Below are 16713 nucleotides of genomic sequence, written 5' to 3' on the forward strand. Positions count from 1 at the left end.
CATGGCCTTCGTTGCCGCGGGCGGCGTCCGCTTCCACGTCCAACGGCTCCCGGCCACCGCGTCCGCCGCCGGCCCCGACGCGGCCGACCGCCCCCTGGTGGTGTTCCTGCACGGGCTGGTCGTCGACAACCTGTCCTCCTTCTACTGTCCCTTGGCCGTCCCGGTGGCCCGGGCCGGCCACGAGGTGGTCCTCTACGACCTGCGCGGCCACGGCCGTAGCGAGCGCCCGGCCACCGGCTACGACAGCCGCACCGCCGTACGGGACCTCTTCGCCCTGCTCGGTGCGCTCGGCCTCGCGCACCGGCCGGTACACCTCGTCGGCAACAGCTACGGCGGCACCCTGGCACTGCACGCGGCCCTCGCCCGGCCTGACCTGGTCGCCGGGCTCACCCTGCTCGAACCCCCGCTCAGCGGGGCCTGGGTGGACAACATGGTGGACACCCTGTCGGCGGCCGCACTCGGTCTGGAAGACAGTGCCGTGCCCGCCGAACTGCTCACGCTGCGGCTGCGCAAGGCGGCCAACCTCACGGCCATCGCCGACGACCTGCTCAACCGCACGACCCTGATCGACGACATCGCGGCGAGCCGCACCTTCACCCCGGCGAACTACGCGGGACTGCGCTGCCCCGTCCTGATCGTCTGCGGCGAGCACTCCGAACTGGTTCCGGGCGCCCGGGAACTGGCCCGCCACGCCCCGCACGTCACCTCCGTGGAGATCCTGCCGGGCCTCGGGCACGACGTGCTGAAGGAGAGCAGCGGGGCGCTGCGGGCGGCCGTACTCGCCCACCTCGACCGGGTGGCCACGGCGGAGGCGCACGCAGGGACGGCGACGACGGCTGCGACGACGACAGCGACGGCACCGGTGCGGTCGCGGGCGGGAGCGCTGGTCCGATGAGGGTGCTCTTCACGGTGCCGCCGCTGGCAGGACACGTCAACCCGACCGTGGCGGTCGGCAGCGAACTGGCCGCCCGAGGCCACGAAGTCGCCTGGACCGGTCCGCCGGGGGCACTGTCACGGCTGCTGCCCGATCACGCCAGGATCCTCTCGTCGGGCGCCGAAGCGGGCGGCGACTACGCCCTGCTCCACGCCCGCTGGCGCGATCTGCGCGGGGTCGCGGCACTGCGGTTCCTCTGGGAGGAGGCGCTGGTCCCGCTGGCCAGGGCGATGCTCCCCGGCGTGGTCCGGGCCGTCGACGCCTTCCGGCCGGACCTGCTGGTCGCCGATCAGCAGGCCCTGGCCGGTCCGGTGGCCGCGCGGGCGCTCGGGGTTCCCTGGGTGACCTCCGCCAGCACCTCGGCCGAACTCACCCTCCCCTTCGCGGACTTCCCGAAGGTCGGGGAGTGGGTGGCCGCGCGGATCGCCGGGCTGCTGACGGAGTGCGGGGCCGAGCCCGAGCCGACGGGCAAGCCGTGGGACCCGCGGTTCTCGGAGCGGCTGGTCCTGGTCTTCTCCAGCCGCGAACTGGTCGGAGGCGGGCGGGAGTTCCCGCCGCACTACGCCTTCGTCGGGCCGGCCTTCGGGGCCCGTCCGCCCACTCCCGGCTTCCCCTGGGAGCAGCTGGATCCGGAGCGGCGACGGGTTCTCGTCTCGCTGGGAACCCTCAACCAGGAGGCCGGAGGCCGGTTCTACGGTGCGGTGCTCGGCGCCGCCGAACGGCTGGAGAAAGAGGTGCAGTTGATCCTGGCAGCCCCGGCCCCACTGGTCGGGGCGGTGCCCGGCAACGTACTGCTGCGCGACAGCGTCCCGCAGCTGGAACTGCTCCCGCACTTGGACGCGGTCGTCTGCCACGCCGGCCACAACACCGTCTGCGAGGCCCTCGCGCACGGCCTGCCGCTGGTGGTCGCCCCGATCCGCGACGACCAGCCGATCGTCGCCCGGCAGGTCGTGGAGGCCGGAGCCGGGGTGCGGGTGCGGTTCGGCAGGACCAGGGCCGAGGAACTGCGCGACGCGCTGACCGCCGTACTGGACGAACCCGGCCACCGCCGGGGCGCCCGGCGGATCCAGGCCTCATTCGCCGCGGCCGGCGGGGCCGCCGCCGCGGCCGACCGGTTGGAGGAACTCCTGTGACGCCCACCCCGCCCCCCTCCCCCGCCCGGATCCCCCGTGCCGCGCCCCCGCTCCTGCCCGGCATCCGGTGGACCTCCGCCCTGCTGCTCGCCGCCCTCGGCGCGGGCACCGTGCGCGCCGCCCGCCGGCTGGCGGCCGTCCCGGTGCTGCCCATGGCCGAGTACAGGGAGGCCGGGGTACCGCGCGCCGCCGGGTGGCGGCTGCTCACCGCCAGCGGGGTGGAGTCCGACGCGGCCACCTTCCTCGCGGCCTGCGCGCACGCCGACCGGGAGGGACTGCGGGTACTGGACCTGCTGCCCGGGGACCTGCCCACCGAGCGGCTGCTCGGCCTGCTGCGCCTGGTCGACCCGGCCGGATACCGGCAGGACCGGCTCGGCGAGGGGCGCGGGGCCGGGTTCGCCGTGCTCGTCGCCGAGGAGGTGCTCGCCCGGGCCGGGGTGGACCCGGCGGGCCCGGATACCACTCCGGCGGACCTCATGGCGATGACCCGGCGCGTGAAGGAGTACGCCGCCGACGCCACCGGACTGGCCATCGCGCCCGCCCTGAGCTGCGGCCCGCCCGCCGACGGGCGCGGCGCCGCGCGGGCGGCCGAACTGCGGGCCCAGGGACTGCCGCCCGGACCGCTCGCCGCCGCGCAGCTCGCCGGGCTGGCCCTGCTGGCCGGGGTCGCCGCACGCCAGGGCCGGTGGGGGGCCGCCGCGGCGGGGCTGTACTGGATCCAGCCCTACCTGGCGTTCGGCCGGCCCGGCGCAGCCCTGCGCCCGGGCGACCTCGCCCGGGCCACGGCCGCCCGGCCGGTCCGCTCCCTCGGCGCGGCCCTGCGTACGGCCGCCGCGACGGCCCGTACCCCGCGACCCGGGGGCTACCCGCCCGCGAACGGCCGGGCCACCGCAGCGGACACGGAGCAGGCCGGGGCGGTGGCCGGGGCGGTGGCCGGGGCGGTCCGCGCCGAGTCGGTCCGGGCGTACCGGGCCGACCTGGCCGCCGGGACCGACCGGTTCCTCGAACCGCGCCGGCCGCACTGCCCCTGGTGCGGGTCCCCGCGGCTCACCGTCCGGGTCCGGGTGCCCGACCTGCTCCAGGGCAAGCCGGGCCGGTTCACCCTGGAACAGTGCGGAGCCTGCGGGCACGTCTTCCAGAACCCCCGGCTGTCCCCGGAGGGACTGGAGTTCTACTACAGGGACTTCTACGACGGCCGCGGCGGCGAGGGCGCGGCCACCGTCTTCGGCCGGCTCGGCGCCGCCTACCGCGGCCGGGCCGAGATGCTCCGCCCCCACACCGAGCCCGGGTCCTGGCTCGATGTCGGCACCGGCCACGGCCACTTCTGCAACGCGGCCCGGGCCGTCTGGCCCGACACCCGCTTCGACGGGCTGGACATGGGCGAAGGGGTCCGCGAGGCCGAGCGGCGCGGCTGGGTGGAGACCGGATACCAGGGCCAGTTCCCGGAGTTCGCGGTGAAACTGGCCGGCCAGTACGAGGTCGTCAGCATGTACCACTACCTGGAGCACACCCGGGACCCGCTCACGGAACTGGACACGGCGGCCGCCGTCCTCGCCCCCGGCGGCCATCTCGCCATCGAACTCCCCGACCCCGACTCCCGGATGGCCCGGCTGCTCGGACCGGCCTGGCTGCCCTGGTTCCAGCCGCAGCACCAGCACCTGATCCCCGCCGCGAACCTGCGCGAGGCACTGGCCGAACGGGGCTTCACCGTCCTCGCCGAGGAACACGGACCGGCCCACCAGGGCAACGACTTCTTCGGCGCGGTGGCCCTGACCGCGACCCGGCTGGCCCCCGACCCGGACCGGCCCTGGGGGCCCCCGGCCACCACCGGCCGGCGCGCCCTCGCCGGCGGCGTACGGGTGGCGGCGCTGCCCTGCTTCGCCGCCGCGGCGGTGCTCGACGGGCTGCGCACCGCGGTGGCCCGCACCATGGACGGCGGCAACGCCTACCGGATGCTGGCCCGCAAGGACCAGCCGTGACGGGCCCGGGTGCGCGGACCGGGCCGGCCCCGGACACGGGGCTCGCCGACTCCACCACCGGCGCCGCCACCACCACCGACACCACCACCACCGGCCCCGCCTCCGGCAGAGGAGAAGCCCCCACCGGCCCCCAGGCCCCCATCGGGGGAGACCTGGCCCGCCGGGCCACCGCCGACCCGCTCTTCCGCCTGGTCGCCTACGCCCTGGAGGCCGCGCACGGCCGGCCCCCGGCCGCGGTCTGGAGCGCCCCGTACACCTTCCACCTGGGCTCCCCGGGCCTCGTCGCGGCAGCCGGCTGGCCGGTGGCGGCCGCGGCGGCCCCGCGCACGGACGGCCTCGTACGGCTCAGCTCCCTGGCCCACCCGGCGGACGGCTGCGACCTGCCGCTGATCCTGTCCGGGCCGCAGCCCGCCACCCCGGCCTGGGCCGCCCGCCCGTACGCCCTGCTGCGCGCGCTGGCCCGGGCCGGGTACGGCCGGGGCGGGACCGACCTGCACGTGCAGGGCTCCCTCACCGCGGCCGCCGGGCTCGCCACGGAGGAGGCCGCCGCCTGTGCGGTGGCGCTCGCGGTGGCCGACGTCCACACACCGCCGGGCGAGGACCCGGACCGGGCGGGGCTCGCCCGGCTGCTGGCGCGGGCACTGCCGGACGGCGACGACGCCCTGCGCCGGGGCGCCCTCTTCGCCCGGCCGGGCAGGGCCCTGCTGCTCGGCCACGGCCCGCCCCGGCCGGAGCCCCGGCGGCGCCGGCGGCGGTACGTGGCCTTCGACCCCGCCGCGTCGGGGTCCCGCCTGGTGCTGCTGGCCCTCCGGCCGGACCCCGACGGCGCGCAGGACCGTACGGCCGAACTGGCCCGGGCCGTCGCGTGCGCCCGCCGGGCCGGGGCCCTCAGCGCCTGGCAGCCCGGGCAGCGGCCGGGGCGGAGCGTCCTGGTCCTGCTGCCCGGGGCCCGGCTGACGGAGGTGCGGGCGGCGGTCGCGGAGGACTTCCGCGACCGGGCCCTGCCCGTACCCCGGTTCCTGAACGTCACCGTCGCGGGCGCGGCCCGCCGCGAGGCGTGAGACCGCACCCCTCGGGTCCCGACACCGGTCCCGACCCCGAGCCGCACCACTCATCACGAGGAGGAACCACCCATGCCCCTCCGCCCCCCGACGCCGGCGAGCCCGAGTCCGGGCACGAGCCCGAGTCCGGGCACGACCGCACGCGCGAGACACCGGGCCCACCGGTCCGCCCTGGCCGCCGGCATCGCCACCCTCGGCGCCCTGGCTCTCCTGGGCGCCTTCACCATCGCCAACTCCCAGGCCGCCGAGCGGGGTTCCGCGGCCCCAACGGTCGCGGCCGCGCTCCCCGCGTACGACCACGTGGTCGTCGTCGTGTACGAGAACAAGCAGTACGGCGAGATCATCGGCAGCGCCAACGCCCCGTACATCAACCAGCTCGCGGGCGGCGGCGCGAGCCTGACCGGAATGAAGGCGCTGACCCACCCCAGCCAGCCGAACTACTTCAACCTCTTCTCCGGCGCCACCCAGGGCATCACCGGGGACGGCTGCTACACCCCGCAGTCGATGACCGCGCCCAACCTCGGCCAGGAGCTGATCGCGGCCGGCAAGACCTTCGCGACGTACAACGAGGATCTGCCGAGCGAGGGTTCCACGGCGTGCACCAACGGCCAGTACGCGCAGAAGCACAACCCGTGGTTCGCCTTCAAGAACGTGCCGCTGAACACCGGGAAGACCTGGGCGCAGTTCCCGCAGAACAACTTCGCCGCCCTGCCGAACCTGTCGTTCGTCGTCCCCAACCAGTGCAACGACATGCACTCCTGCTCGGTCGGCACGGGCGACACGTGGACGAAGAACAACATCGACGCCTACGCGCAGTGGGCGAAGGCCAACAACAGCCTGCTCGTGCTGACCTGGGACGAGGACAACTACCTCGGCTCCAACCAGATCGCCACGGTCTTCTACGGCGCGAACGTCAAGACGGGCACCTACGCCACCGCCTTCAACCACCACCACCTGTTGCGCACCTTCGAGGACCTGTTCGGCACGGCGACCCACGCCGGGAACGCCGCCAACGTCCAGCCGATCAGCGAGGTGTTCGGCTCGACCACCCCGACCCCGACGCCCACCTCGACCTCAACCACGACCCCGACCCCGACGCCCACGCCCACGCCGACACCGACCTCGGCGGACCTGAAGCTGACCAACCCCGGCCCGCAGTCCTGCAAGTTCAACCAGAACTGCACCATCCAGCTCACCACCACGGGCGGCAAGCCCCCCGTCCGCTACACCGCCACCGGCCTCCCCTGGGGCCTCACCCTCGACGCCGCCACCGGCCGCATCACCGGCAAACCCTGGGCCACCGGAACCCTCCAGATCACCGCCACCGCCACCGACACCACCCCAACCACCGCCACCACCACCTTCCCCCTCACCCTCACCTGGTTCTAAAGGAGGCACCCGTGTACCTGTCGACCAGCCGTGCGGCGGACATCACCGCAGACCCTCCCGCTCCGAAGGGCCCCCTGCGGGCCGTCCCCGGCACGGTGTTCGCCCTCGGCACGGTCAGCCTGGTCACGGACGTCTCCGCCGAGATGGTCACCGCCGTCCTGCCGCTGTACCTGGTGGCCGGACTCGGGATGTCCCCGCTCGCCTTCGGCGCCCTGGACGGGCTCAATCAGGGAGCCACCGCGCTGCTGCGCCTCGTGGGCGGGCGGGTCTCGGACCGCACGCGGCGCCGCAAGCTCGTCGCCGGCACCGGCTACGCGATCTCCGCCGCCTGCAAGGCGGCCCTGCTCGCGGTCACCACGCCCTGGTCGGTGGCGGCGGTGCTCGCCGCCGACCGGACCGGCAAGGGCCTGCGCACCGCCCCGCGCGACGCGCTGATCTCGCTGTCCTGCCCGCCGGGGGAGCAGGGCCGCGCCTTCGGCGTGCACCGCGCGCTGGACACGGCCGGGGCCCTGCTGGGGCCGCTGGCCGCGTTCGGCGTGCTGTGGGTGGCGGTGGACGGCTACGAGGCCGTCTTCACCGTGAGCTGCTGCCTCGCGGTGCTGGGCGTGCTGGTCCTGGCCCTGTTCGTACGGGAGAGCCCCGCGCCCGCACCGGCGGCCGGGACGCCCCCGGCCCGGACCCTCCTGCGGATACCGGGCCTGCGGCGGCTCTGCCTGACCGCCGCCGTGCTCGGCCTGTTCACCGTCGGGGACGCGTTCCTCTATCTGCTGCTCCAGCGGCGCCTGGAGCTGCCGGTCGCCTGGTTCCCGTTGCTGCCGGTCGGCACCGCGGCCGTGTTCCTGCTCGCCGCCCTGCCATTCGGCCGGCTCGCCGACCGGCTGGGCCGCCGCCGGGTCTTCCTCGGCGGGCACCTGCTGCTGTTCGGCGCCTGCCTGCTGCTCCTGGCTCCGCTGCCGCCCGGGCCCGTGCTCGTGTGCGGGGTCCTCGGCCTGCTCGGCCTGTTCTACGCGGCCACCGACGGGGTGCTGATGGCCGCGGCCGGGCCCTTGCTGCCCCCGGAGCTGCGCACCACCGGGCTGGCGGTGCTCCAGACGGCGCAGGCCCTGGCGCGGTTCGCGGGCTCCCTGCTCTTCGGCGCGGCCTGGACCCTGTGGGGACCGGGTCCGGCGCTGGCCGCGACGGCCGGCGGACTGCTGCTGGCCCTCACCCTGACGGCCGCCCTCCCGGGCCGCGGCCCCGCCCCGGGGGAGAAAACCCCCGAGGGATGAGCGGCGGGGTCAGGCCGGAGCCCCGCTCGGCTGCGGCTCCTCCTTCGCGGCCCGCCGCCGCAGTGCGTCCTCGTCCGTCTCCGCGTCGTAGGAGATCAGCTTCGGCAGCAGGGCGGCCAGCACCGCCACCGAGGCCACGCAGGCGAGTCCGCCGCTCCAGAAGGCGGCGCGGGTGCCCGTCCAGCCGGCCATCGTGCCCGCCCGGACCTGACCGAGCTGCGGGCCGACGGTGTACGAGAGCACCTCGATGCCCGCGAGGCGGCCCCGCAGCTCCTCCGGGATCGTCTGGTTCCAGATCGTGGCGCGCCCCAGCCCGCTGAGCATGTCGCCCGCACCGGCCACCGCGAGGAACAGCAGCACCAGCCAGATGTTCCCGGACCAGCCCGCGGCCGCGATGGCCAGCCCCCACACCGCCGCCCCGCACACCACCAGGAGCCCGTGCCGGCGTACCCGCGAGGCCCAGCCGCTCGTCAGCCCCAGCAACAGTGACCCCACCGCGCCCGCCGCGTACATCAGACCCAGCGCCCACACCGCGTCGAGCTCGTCCGCGAGGAAGGGGAAGATGGCGTTCGGGAAGGCGAAGAGCATCGCCGCCATGTCCACGGCGTACGTCCCGAGCAGCACGGGCCGGCTCCACGCGTACCGGGCCCCCTCGGCGATCCCCCGCAGCGAGGGCCGCTCGGCGTCCCGTGCGGGCGGAGCCGGACGCAGCCGCAGGCACAGCAGCACGGAGACGAGGAACCCGGCCACGGTGACCGCGTACGCGCAGGCGTACCCGGCGTACGCGACGACCAGGCCGGCCACCGCGGGACCCGCGATGGCGCCGAACTGGTAGCGCAGCCCGTTCAGCGCGGCGGCGGCCGTCAGCTGGTCGTGCGGCACGATCCGCGCCATCAGCGAGTCCATGGCCGGCCGCTGCAGGCCGGTCAGCGCCGATACGCACGCCGCGACCACGTACAGCGGCCACAGCATCGGGGTCGGCAGGGCCGAGTTCACCAGGAGGATCAGCGCGAGCACCCCGAGCCCGGCCTCGGTCAGCAGGATCATCCGCCGCCGGTCCACGGCGTCGGCGAGGGCGCCGCCGTAGAGGCCGAAGACCACCAGCGGGAGCAGTTCCACCAGGCCCATCGCGCCGACCGCGAACGGCGAGTCCGTCATGTGCTTGATCTGCAGCGGCAGCGCGATCATCGCCATGAACGAGCCGAAATAGGTGACCGTGCCCTGGTAGAACAACAGCCGGAAATCGGGGCTGGACCGCAGGGGGGACAGGTCGGGCAGTACGGAGGCGAAACGGGATCTGCTCACGACGGGCCATCGTCGGCGGCCGACGGTCCCGGAGCAACCGATTTACGGACGATCCGCGGCGGCCCTCCGATCCTGCACAATCGGCGGATGAGCAATGAAGACCCCCATCTCTGGCTGGAAGACGTCACCGGCGAGGCCGCCCTCTCCTGGGTGCGCGACCGCAATGAAGAAACGGTGTCCGCGCTGACCTCGGATCCCGGGTTCAAGGTGCTGGAGTCGGGGATCCGTGAGGTCCTCGACGACGACGGCAGGATCCCGTACGCGCGCCGCCGGGGACGCCACCTCTACAACTTCTGGCAGGACGCCGACCACGTGCGCGGTCTGTGGCGGCGCACCACCCTGGAGGAGTACCGCGAGGAGCGGCCCGACTGGGAGCCCGTCCTGGACCTGGACGCGCTCGCCGAAGCCGAGGGGGAGAAGTGGGCCTGGGCGGGCGCCGCCGTCCTGGCTCCCGATCACCGCCACGCCCTGGTCATGCTGTCCAGGGACGGCGCGGACGCCTGTGTGGTGCGCGAGTTCGACCTCGAGCGCCGGGAGTTCGTCGCCGGCGGCTTCGAAGTCGCCGAGGCCAGGACCCAGATCGGCTGGATCGACCGGGACCGGGTCTGGATCGGAACGGACTTCGGCCCCGGCTCCATGTCCGTGTGCGGCTACCCCCTCCAGGTGCGCCAGTGGCGGCGCGGCACCCCCCTCGCGGAGGCGGAAACGGTCTACGAGGGCCGGCCGACGGACATCTCCGCAACCGGTTGGCGCGATGACACGCCCGGTTTTGAACGGGACTTCGCCCACCGGCAGATCGACTTCTGGAAGCAGGAGCTGTTCCTCCTCCCCGGGGGCGGAATCCCCGGGGACGGAATCCCCGGCGACGCACATCCCGGTGACGGATTTCCCGGGGCCGGAACTCCGGATCGGGCGGCCGAGCCCGAAAAGATCGATGTCCCGGACGACGCCAGTGCCTCCGTCCACCGGGAGTGGCTGATCGTCGCGCCGAAGTCGCCGTGGCTCGGCCACGCCGCGGGCAGCCTGCTCGCCTTCGACTTCGAGGCCTTCCGGGCGGGGGAGCGCGAGGCGGCGGTGCTCTTCACCCCGGACGAGCACACCGCCCTCGCGGGCTGGAACTGGACCCGCCACCACCTGATCCTCACCACCAGCGTCGACGTCTCCTCCCGGCTGGAGATCCTGACCCCCGGGCCGGGCCCCGACGGCTGGAGCCGCACGCCCCTGTCCGGCGTTCCGCCGCTGTCCACGGCCTCCGTCACCGGCACCGACCCGGACGTGAGCGACGAGTTCTTCCTGAACGTGGCGGGCCACCTCCAGCCGTCCACGCTCTACCGGGGCACGGCCCCCGCGGGCGCCGACGAGACCGTCAAGCAGGGCCCGGCCCTCTTCGACACCGCCGGCCTCACGGTGCGCCAGTACTTCGCCTCCTCCGCGGACGGCACGAGGGTCCCGTACTTCGTCGTCGGCCCCGAGGACCGCACGGGTCCCGGCCCCACCCTGCTCTACGGCTACGGCGGCTTCGAGATCTCCATGGTCCCGAGCTACAGCGCCGTCACCGGCCGCGCCTGGCTCGCGCGCGGCGGCACCTACGTGGTGGCCGGCATCCGGGGCGGGCACGAGTACGGGCCGGACTGGCACAAGGCCGCGCTCGGGGCGAACCGGGTCCGGGCCTACGAGGACTTCGCGGCCGTGGCCCGGGACCTCATCGCCCGGGACGTCACCACCCCCGCCCAGCTCGGCATCGAAGGCGGCAGCAACGGCGGGCTGCTCATGGGCGCGATGCTCACCCGCGATCCCGAGCTGTTCGGTGCGGTCGTCGCCCACGTGCCGCTGATGGACATGCTCCGCTTCCACAAGCTGCTCGCCGGGGCGAGCTGGATCGCCGAGTACGGGGACCCGGACAGTCCGGCCGACCGGCCCCACCTGGAGGGCATCTCCCCGTACCACCAGGTCCGGACGGACGGGCCCGCGTACCCCCCGCTGCTCCTGCTGACCTCGACCCGCGACGACCGCGTCCACCCCGGGCACGCCCGCAAGATGGCGGCCCGGCTGCGGGAGGCGGGGCATCCCGTGCTCTTCCACGAGCACCTCGGCGGCGGGCACTCGGGCGCCACCGACCACGGACAGGCCGCCTTCAACGGGGCGCTGGTCCACACCTTCCTGTGGGAGCGGCTGGCTCCGCGGAGATGACCGCACGGGCTCCGGCCCGGTGGGTGGACGGCTGAACGCGGCCCGGGATCAGGTACGGCACCTGATCCCGGGCCGCGCCGCGTTCCCCGGCCGGGTGACCGGGCACGATCCGAAAGGGACTGCCTGGCCTCTAGGCCTCGCCGAGGGACGCGACCCGGTTCTCGATCGCGGTGATCAGGGCCTCGACCCTGGCCTCGAAGATCTGCTCGTCCGTGACCTCGGCCAGCTGGGCACCGAGCCGGGTGATGTTGGGGAAGCCCGCGGGATCGACCAGGCGGTACTCGCGGTTCCAGGAGGACTCGTCGGCGGCCCGGACCTCCGGGTCGAACAGCAGGTAGGCGGCGCGCTGGCCGACGTAGGCCAGGAGGGAGTCGCCGACCATCCGGTAGTGGACGGCCGCCTCCGCCCCCTCGAGGCCCGCCTCCGTCACCGCGCCGAGGATCAGCTCCACGACGCGGAACTCGTTGGGCCTGCGGGTGGTCCGGCTGGCCATGGTCGAGCCGACCACCGGGTACCTGAGCGCCACTTCGAGGGAGCCGTCGGCGAGTGCCCGCAGCCGGTCCTTCCAGTCGAGCCCCTCGGGGATGCGGTCGAGCACCTCGCCGAGCGTGCGGTCGGCGACGGAGAGCAGCAGCTCGTCCTTGTCGCGGAAGTGCCGGTAGATCGCGGTCGGGTCGGCGCCGAGCTCCTCGCCGAGGCGCCGCACGGTGAAGGCGTCCTCGCTGCCGCGAGCCGCGATCCGCAGGCTCGCTTCGATGATCGCGTCGGGCGTGAGCTGGCTGCCGGCGCGCTTGGACCGGGCGGGTGTGTCGGATGACTTCGGCATGGTGGGGCCAGTGTAACGATGTGGAACAGAGCGAGCGCAACACCGTTGACAACAATGTTGCGCTCCCGTTCACTCCTCCTCAACGAACCAGCCGTGCGGGCCTCGCCCGCCGAGCCGAACGAGCCGAAGGATGCGTCGATGGGCAACACCAGGCAGCCGGTCAGGCCGCGTGCCGACATCGTCTTCGTAGGGGGCCGGGTCTTCACCGGAACCTCGCCCACCCCGATCGAAGCCGCCGTCGCCGTCGCGGGCGACCGGATCGTCGCCGTGGCCGACGAGGCCGCCGTGCGCTCGCTCGCGGACGCCGACACCGAGGTCGTCGACCTCGCGGGAGGACTGCTCGTCCCCGGGTTCCAGGACGCCCACGTGCACCCCGCGGTGGCCGGCGTCCAGATGCTCGGCTGCGACCTGAGCGAGGAACACACCGTCGACGGCTACCTCGCGGTGGTCGCGGAATTCGCCGCCGCCCATCCCGACGCGGTCTGGATCCGCGGCGGCGGCTGGTCGATGGACGTCTTCCCCGGCGGCACGCCGACCCGCGCCCTGCTCGACGCGGTGGTCCCGGACCGGCCCGTCCTGCTCACCAACCGGGACGGCCACGGCGCCTGGGTCAACACCAGGGCGCTGGAGGTGGCCGGCCTCGACCGCACCACCCCCGACCCGGCGGACGGCCGGATCGAGCGGGAGGAGGACGGAAGCCCGGCCGGCACCCTCCAGGAGGGCGCCGTGGAGCTGGTGGCACACCACGTGCCCATCGCCACCCCGGACGAGGCGCTCGCCGGCCTGCTCGCGGCGCAGGAGCACCTCTTCTCCCTCGGGGTCACCAGCTGGCAGGACGCCATGATCGGCTCCTTCCCCGGCAACCCCGACAACTACGGCGTCTACCTGCGCGCCGCCCGCGAGGGTTCCCTGCGCGCCCGTGTCGTCGGCGCCCTGTGGTGGGACCGCGAACGCGGCCTGGAACAGATACCCGACATCGAGGAGCGCCGCCGCACCGGACGGGTCGGCCGCTTCAACGCCACCAGCGTGAAGATGATGCAGGACGGCATCGCGGAGAACTTCACCGCGGGCATGCTGGAGCCCTACCTCGACGGCTGCGGCTGCGCCACGAACAACTCCGGGCTCAGCTTCATCGATCCGAAGGTGCTCACCGAGGCCGTGGCCCGGCTCGACCGCTCAGGCTTCCAGATCCACTTCCACGCGCTCGGCGACCGGGCCGTCCGCGAGGTGCTCGACGCCCTCGCCGAAGCCCGCGGGGCCAACGGCGCCAACGACAACCGCCACCACCTCGCGCACCTCCAGCTCGTCCACCCGGACGACATCGCCCGCTTCGCGAGCCTGGACGCGGCCGCCAACATCCAGGCCCTGTGGGCCGCGCACGAACCGCAGATGGACGAGCTCACGATCCCCTTCCTCGGACCGGAACGGGCCCGCCTCCAGTACCCGTTCGGCGACCTCCAGCGCGCCGGAGCCCGCCTGGTCGCCGGCAGCGACTGGTCGGTCAGCAGCCCCAACCCGCTGTGGGGCATCCACGTCGCCGTCAACCGCTCCGTACCCGACGAGGCGCCGGGCGCCACCGGGACCTTCGAACCGGCGCCGCCCTTCTTCCCCGAGCAGGCGCTCACCCTCTCCCAGGCGCTCACCGCCTACACCGCCGGCAGTGCCTGGGTGAACCACCTCGACGAGGTCACCGGCACCGTCGAGGAGGGCAAGTACGCGGACCTCGTCGTCCTCGACCGGGACCCCTTCGCACATCCCCCGATGGAGATCGCCGACACCCGCGTGCTGCGCACGTACATCGACGGCGAACTGGTCTTCGCCGCGACCGCCTGAGTCGAGACCGCTGAGTCGAGACCGCTGAGTCGAGACCGCCTGAGTCGTCACCGCACGCGACTCACCGGCCGGGCCGCCACCGGCCGGGCGTCACCCACCCCACCGAGCTCATCCCTCAGGGAGCCAGACGATGTCATCCACCCGATCGGGATACCCGCTGTACCGCGGCCGCGGCCGCCTCCGCCAGGCCGCGGCCGCCGCCCTCGCCTCGGCCGCCCTACTCGTCACGAGCGCCTGCAGCGGCGCCGCCGCCCCCGACAAGGAAGGCGCGGACCGGGCCGCCGCGTACGAGATCACGGACAAGACGCCCGCCGCCACCGGGAACGTGGACTCCTTCACCTGGTCCGTCTACGCGGAGCCGACCACCATCGACTACGCGTACTCCTTCGACTTCCCGCCGAACCAGATCCTCTCCAACGTCTGCGAGAGCCTGCTGCGCTGGAACCCCGACCTGACGACCTCCCCGGGCCTCGCGGCCTCGTACACCAACCCCACGCCCACGACCTGGGTCTACCAGATCCGCCCCGGCGTGCACTTCCACGACGGGACGGTGCTCACCGCCGACGACGTCGTCGCCTCCCTGAGCCGCAACCTCGACCCCGCGACCGCCAGCGTCTGGGCGAACCAGTACAAGAACGTCAAGTCCATCGACAAGACCGGCCCGATGGAAGTCACCGTCACGCTGACCAAGCCGGACTCCACCTTCAACAAGTACCTGGCCGCCGGCCCCGGCACCGTGGAATCCGCCGCCACCCTGGCCAAGTCCGGCAAGGACTACGGCAATCCGCAGACCGGCGTGAACTGCACCGGACCCTTCTCCTTCGGATCCTGGACCTCCGGCCAGTCCCTCACCCTCGAGCGGTTCGACGGCTACTGGAACCAGGACCTGAAGGCCAAGTCCGGCGAGGTGAAGTTCGTCTTCCTCACCGACGCCACCACCCGGGTCAACGCCTTCCAGAGCGGTGAGGTCGACGGCGGCTGGATGGTCCCTCCGAACGCCTACGCCCAACTCGGCTCCACACAGGCGGGAAAGCTCTACTTCGGCCGCAACACCACCGTCGCCGACGAGGTGGTCGCCAACCTCAAGGGCCCCCTCGGCGACCCCAAGGTCCGCCAGGCCCTCCTCATGGCCATCGACCGCAAGGGCATCGTCAAGGCGGGCGCCGGCGGGGTCGGCGAGGTCTCCGACTCGCTCGTCACCGACAACCTGTGGGCCGACGCGCCCCCGGCGACGCGCGAAGCACTCCTGAAGGACCTGCCGAAGTACCCGTACGACCCGGCCAAGGCCAAGGCGCTCGCCGCCGAGGCCGGAGTGAACGGCCAGAAGGTCGTGATCGCGACCAGCCCGCTGGACTCGCAGACCACGATCATCACCCAGGCCGTGGCCCAGGCCGCCACCGCCATCGGACTGAAACCGCAGATCGACTCCCTCTCCGCGGAGAAGTACACGACCCTCTTCACCGACCCCGCGGCCCGCGAGGGCATCGACCTCTTCCTCACCTTCTGGTACACGTCCATCACCGACCCGCTGGACATGTTCGCCTCGCTGGAGACCGGAGCCTTCAGCAACTACGGCAACTGGTCCGACCCGGCCTTCGACGCCGCCGTCGAGAAGGCCGTCGGGGCCTACGATCCCGCGGACCACGCGGCCGCCAACGCGGAGGCGCAGAAGATCGCCGCGCGCGAACTGCCCTGGCTGCCCCTCTACACGCTGCCCGTCAGCGTGTTCATGGGCAAGAAGATCACCGGCGTCCAGCCCTCCATCGCCTACCTCTACTACCCGTGGGCGGCCGAGATCGGAGCCAGGGGATGACGGCCGCGGCCACGGCCGCGACCACCCGCGCCGTACGGGTGCTGCGGCGCCTCGCCGGCATGGCGGCGACCCTGCTCGTCACCTCCTTCCTCGTCTTCTCCTCCCTCTTCCTGGCCCCGGGCGACCCGGCGAGCTTCCTCATCAAGGGACGCAGCCCCAGCCCCGAGGACCTCGCCGCGCTGCGCGGCCAGTACGGCTTCGACGAACCCTTCCTGGTCCGGTACTGGAACTGGCTCGAAGGGGTGCTGCACGGCGACTTCGGCCGCTCCTACCTCTTCCACCAGGACGTCTCCTCCGTCATCTGGTCGCGCCTGCCCTCCTCCCTGCTGCTGATCGCCGTATCCGGCCTGATGATCGCCGTGTTCGGCATCGGCTCCGGCATCGTCGGCGCCCTGCGCCGGGGTTCGCGCACCGACCGCTCCCTGATGCTGCTCGTCACGGTGGGCGCGGCGGCGCCCGCCTTCGTCGCCGCCCTGCTGCTCAGGTCGGTGTTCGGGGTGCAGCTGGGCTGGTTCCCCACCATCGGCAACGGCGAGGGCCTGATGGACCGGCTGCACCACGTGATCCTCCCGGCGGCCGCCCTGTCCGTGACCTTCACGGCCCTGGTGACCCGGGTGACCCGCTCGGCCATGCTCGACGAACTCTCCCGGGACCACGTGGAGGTCGCGCTGAGCCGCGGAGCGCCACGGCGCACCGTCATCCGGCGGCACGTCCTGCGCAACGCGCTCGGACCGATCGTCACCGTCTCCGCCCTCCTGGTCTCCGGCATGCTCGTCAGCACCGCGATCGTGGAGACCGCCTTCGGAATGTCCGGCGTGGGCTCCCTGCTGGTGCAGTCCGTCGACCAGCTCGACTTCCAGGTCGTCCAGGCCATCGTGCTGCTGGTGGTCGCCGCCTTCGTCGTCGTCAACGCCCTGGTGGACCTGGTCCAGCCACTGATCGATCCGCGCACGGCCGCGGCCGGGAGCGCCCGATGAGCCAT

At 73.7% G+C, this 16713-nt stretch carries 12 protein-coding genes; 10 read left to right on the top strand and 2 right to left on the bottom strand.

Annotation, left to right across the window (positions count from 1 at the left end; genetic code table 11):
- The first annotated feature begins 1 nt into the window (after nt 1).
- The 6 genes from ACIQV3_RS02075 (at nt 2) to ACIQV3_RS02100 (ending at nt 7764) form a co-directional block, all read left to right on the top strand.
- Nucleotides 2–895 carry an alpha/beta fold hydrolase gene (locus ACIQV3_RS02075; protein ID WP_403708785.1) on the top strand — a complete coding sequence of 298 codons (894 nt, stop codon included), beginning with the start codon at nt 2–4 and terminating at the stop codon, nt 893–895.
- Complete coding sequence (locus ACIQV3_RS02080; protein WP_403708787.1) at nt 892–2067, top strand: glycosyltransferase; 1176 nt, start codon at nt 892–894, stop codon at nt 2065–2067. The genes ACIQV3_RS02075 and ACIQV3_RS02080 overlap by 4 nt, the downstream gene beginning before the upstream one ends.
- The gene (locus ACIQV3_RS02085; RefSeq protein ID WP_403708789.1) at nt 2064–4046 is read left to right on the top strand and encodes a methyltransferase domain-containing protein; all 1983 of its coding nucleotides are present in this window, start codon (nt 2064–2066) and stop codon (nt 4044–4046) included. The genes ACIQV3_RS02080 and ACIQV3_RS02085 overlap by 4 nt, the downstream gene beginning before the upstream one ends.
- Nucleotides 4043–5107, top strand: coding sequence for a galactokinase (locus ACIQV3_RS02090; protein WP_403708791.1), 1065 nt, complete (start codon nt 4043–4045; stop codon nt 5105–5107). The genes ACIQV3_RS02085 and ACIQV3_RS02090 overlap by 4 nt, the downstream gene beginning before the upstream one ends.
- 72 nt (nt 5108–5179) lie before the next feature.
- Nucleotides 5180–6496 carry an alkaline phosphatase family protein gene (locus ACIQV3_RS02095; protein ID WP_403708793.1) on the top strand — a complete coding sequence of 439 codons (1317 nt, stop codon included), beginning with the start codon at nt 5180–5182 and terminating at the stop codon, nt 6494–6496.
- Nucleotides 6497–6507: 11 nt separating this feature from the next.
- Nucleotides 6508–7764 (top strand): MFS transporter, encoded by a 1257-nt coding sequence (locus ACIQV3_RS02100; RefSeq protein ID WP_403708795.1) that lies wholly within the window; start codon nt 6508–6510, stop codon nt 7762–7764.
- Nucleotides 7765–7773: 9 nt separating this feature from the next.
- Here the strand turns inward: ACIQV3_RS02100 and ACIQV3_RS02105 are convergent, their stop codons facing one another.
- Nucleotides 7774–9069: an MFS transporter gene (locus ACIQV3_RS02105; protein WP_403708797.1), complete on the bottom strand. Its 1296-nt coding sequence runs from the start codon at nt 9067–9069 to the stop codon at nt 7774–7776.
- Nucleotides 9070–9156: 87 nt separating this feature from the next.
- Here ACIQV3_RS02105 and ACIQV3_RS02110 point away from each other — a divergent pair, with 87 nt between their 5' ends.
- Nucleotides 9157–11259 carry a prolyl oligopeptidase family protein gene (locus ACIQV3_RS02110; protein WP_403708799.1) on the top strand — a complete coding sequence of 701 codons (2103 nt, stop codon included), beginning with the start codon at nt 9157–9159 and terminating at the stop codon, nt 11257–11259.
- Nucleotides 11260–11389: 130 nt separating this feature from the next.
- Here ACIQV3_RS02110 and ACIQV3_RS02115 read toward each other — a convergent pair whose 3' ends face one another.
- The gene (locus ACIQV3_RS02115) at nt 11390–12085 is read right to left on the bottom strand and encodes a TetR/AcrR family transcriptional regulator (protein WP_403708801.1); all 696 of its coding nucleotides are present in this window, start codon (nt 12083–12085) and stop codon (nt 11390–11392) included.
- Between the two features lie 138 nt (nt 12086–12223).
- Here ACIQV3_RS02115 and ACIQV3_RS02120 point away from each other — a divergent pair, with 138 nt between their 5' ends.
- The 3 genes from ACIQV3_RS02120 to ACIQV3_RS02130 all read left to right on the top strand — a co-directional run bounded on the left by ACIQV3_RS02120 (nt 12224) and on the right by ACIQV3_RS02130 (nt 16708).
- Nucleotides 12224–13918 carry an amidohydrolase gene (locus ACIQV3_RS02120; protein WP_403708803.1) on the top strand — a complete coding sequence of 565 codons (1695 nt, stop codon included), beginning with the start codon at nt 12224–12226 and terminating at the stop codon, nt 13916–13918.
- 130 nt (nt 13919–14048) lie between these two features.
- Nucleotides 14049–15731, top strand: coding sequence for an ABC transporter substrate-binding protein (locus ACIQV3_RS02125; RefSeq protein WP_403708805.1), 1683 nt, complete (start codon nt 14049–14051; stop codon nt 15729–15731).
- On the top strand, nt 15728–16708 hold the full coding sequence (locus ACIQV3_RS02130) for an ABC transporter permease (protein WP_403708807.1): 981 nt from the start codon (nt 15728–15730) through the stop codon (nt 16706–16708). The genes ACIQV3_RS02125 and ACIQV3_RS02130 overlap by 4 nt, the downstream gene beginning before the upstream one ends.
- Nucleotides 16709–16713: the final 5 nt, after the last annotated feature.

This window comes from Streptomyces sp. NPDC099050, from assembly GCF_044759865.1.
In the GTDB taxonomy this organism is placed as follows: domain Bacteria; phylum Actinomycetota; class Actinomycetes; order Streptomycetales; family Streptomycetaceae; genus Streptomyces.

Excerpts from the sequence above, each read along its gene's own strand:
- ACIQV3_RS02075 (WP_403708785.1), top strand. The coding sequence starts at position 2 with ATGGCCTTCGTTGCCGCGGGCGGCGTCCGCTTCCACGTCCAACGGCTC.
- ACIQV3_RS02080 (WP_403708787.1), top strand. The coding sequence starts at position 892 with ATGAGGGTGCTCTTCACGGTGCCGCCGCTGGCAGGACACGTCAACCCG.
- ACIQV3_RS02095 (WP_403708793.1), top strand. The coding sequence starts at position 5,180 with ATGCCCCTCCGCCCCCCGACGCCGGCGAGCCCGAGTCCGGGCACGAGC.
- ACIQV3_RS02110 (WP_403708799.1), top strand. The coding sequence starts at position 9,157 with ATGAGCAATGAAGACCCCCATCTCTGGCTGGAAGACGTCACCGGCGAG.
- ACIQV3_RS02115 (WP_403708801.1), bottom strand. The coding sequence starts at position 12,085 with ATGCCGAAGTCATCCGACACACCCGCCCGGTCCAAGCGCGCCGGCAGC.
- ACIQV3_RS02120 (WP_403708803.1), top strand. The coding sequence starts at position 12,224 with ATGGGCAACACCAGGCAGCCGGTCAGGCCGCGTGCCGACATCGTCTTC.
- ACIQV3_RS02125 (WP_403708805.1), top strand. The coding sequence starts at position 14,049 with ATGTCATCCACCCGATCGGGATACCCGCTGTACCGCGGCCGCGGCCGC.
- ACIQV3_RS02130 (WP_403708807.1), top strand. The coding sequence starts at position 15,728 with ATGACGGCCGCGGCCACGGCCGCGACCACCCGCGCCGTACGGGTGCTG.